This is a genomic window from Syntrophorhabdaceae bacterium (assembly GCA_028698615.1).
Lineage (GTDB): Bacteria > Desulfobacterota > Syntrophorhabdia > Syntrophorhabdales > Syntrophorhabdaceae > Delta-02.
The window spans coordinates 1-1,874 of the sequence record JAQVWF010000026.1 but is presented as its reverse complement, the minus strand read 5'-3'; the positions used below and the strand labels follow the sequence as shown (position 1 = coordinate 1,874).

At 58.3% G+C, this 1,874-nt stretch carries 2 protein-coding genes and 1 tRNA gene; all 3 read left to right on the top strand.

The genetic code is table 11. The features are described from left to right. Positions 1-647, top strand: a 647-nt coding sequence (gene cbiB, locus PHC90_09680; GenBank protein ID MDD3846619.1) for an adenosylcobinamide-phosphate synthase CbiB, incomplete at its 5' end; no start/stop codon positions are given. Continuing rightward, the gene (gene cobD / locus PHC90_09675; GenBank protein MDD3846618.1) at positions 644-1,705 is read left to right on the top strand and encodes a threonine-phosphate decarboxylase CobD; all 1,062 of its coding nucleotides are present in this window, start codon (positions 644-646) and stop codon (positions 1,703-1,705) included. The genes cbiB and cobD, both read left to right, overlap by 4 nt. Positions 1,706-1,802: 97 nt before the next feature. Then, positions 1,803-1,874: transfer RNA gene (locus PHC90_09670), tRNA-Thr, on the top strand.

Here is a 1,874-nt window from a genome sequence, read left to right as displayed (position 1 = left end):
GGGTAATTGGGGCGGTCCGAGCCGACGACATGGCATTGGCAAGGCAGCGGCTTCGTATGATCGTCGGCCGCGATGTCGACAGCCTCGACAGGGACGGCATACTGCGGGCAACCATCGAGACCCTCTCGGAGAACCTTTCCGACGGCGTAATTGCACCCCTTCTCTACCTGACCGTCGGAGGAATCCCCTGCGCGCTGGCATACAAAGCGGTAAACACCCTCGATTCCACCGTCGGGTACAGGAATGAAAGATATCTCCACCTGGGGTGGGCTTCGGCACGCCTCGACGACATCGTCAACTATGTTCCCGCAAGGATCTCGGCGCTCCTCATCGCTTTTGCCGCCGCCATTGTCTTGAGATCGCCGGAGAAAGCACTGGCCGCCCTGACCACAATGCGCAGCGACGGGTGCAACCACTCCAGTCCCAACAGCGGCTACCCGGAGGCGGCCGTGGCCGGTGCCCTCGGCGTGAGGTTGGGAGGACCCTCAACGTACGGGGGGATCATGATACATAAACCCCATATCGGGACCAGCGGCAGAACGGACTACCTCACGGCGTCCATGGAGACCGTGGGAATCATTCGCATCGCATCCTTCACCGGCTTCTTCTGCGCTGTCATAGCGATATCCCTTGGAGTGGTTCTGTGAATCGGCACGGGGGCAATATCTATGATGTGGCGCGAACCACCGGTGTTGAACCGGGGGACATCATCGACTTCAGCGCCTCCATCAATCCCCTCGGTACGCCCCGGCAGATCAAAAGAGCTATCAGGGACCATCTTCGTGACATCGAACATTATCCGGACCCCGATTCCCTGCAATTGAGAAACAGGCTTTCCGAGACCTTCAACGTCGACCCGTCCCTGGTCTTTTGCGGAAATGGGTGTACGGAATTGATATACCTTCTTCCGAGGGCGCTGCCCTTTGCGAGGGTCCTCATTCCCCAGCCGACCTTCAATGAATATGAACGGGCGTGCAGGGCCGCGCGGGCCCCATGCACCGTACTCCCCTACCCTCTTCTGGAAAGCGACAATTTCGACATCGAGCCCGTCAAGCTTGTCAGGCAGGCCCTGAAAGAGCGTGCCGACGCGGTCTTCCTCTGCAACCCCAACAACCCGACGGGAAGAACAGTTGAAAGGGCAGCTCTCGAGGAGGCGGCAACTCTCGCGGCACAGGGAGGAATCTACTTCATAATAGACGAATCATTCATTGAATTCACCTCCGAAGCCTCCGCTGTCGCCCTCACCGAAGGGAACCCGTGGATCATAGTGCTGAGGTCAATGACCAAGTTCTACGCCCTGCCCGGCCTTCGCCTCGGATGGGGCGTCTTTCCCTCCAGGGCTGCATCAGCCCTGACCGCGATGCGGGAGCCATGGAGCGTGAACGCCCTTGCGCAGGCGGCAGGCCTCACCGCCCTCGATCTCACCGATCACAGGGACCGGACGCATGTATTCCTTTCAAGACAGAAGGTTCGCCTCGAAAAGGGTTTCAAGGATCTCGGGATCGACTACGTCCCATCTCACGCAAACTACTATCTCCTGCGGTGCCGGCGGGCGCCCCTCATCATAAAGGGCTTAAAGGAACACAACATCTTGATGCGTGGCTGCTCAGGCTTTTCGGGCCTCGGGGACAGATATATCAGGGTGGCGGTAAAGCGGAAGAGGGAGAACGACATTCTCTTGAAATACATGGCCTTGTATCTTTGAGGTCCCACGGGCGCAAAACACCAGCCGCCCGTGAACCGGCAGGCAAAGCAAATTTGTATTGTACGAAAACGGCAGGTTATGCTATATAAAACTCAACGCCGACGTAGCTCAGTGGCAGAGCAGCTCACTCGTAATGAGCAGGTCGCGGGTTCAACTCCCATCGTCGGCT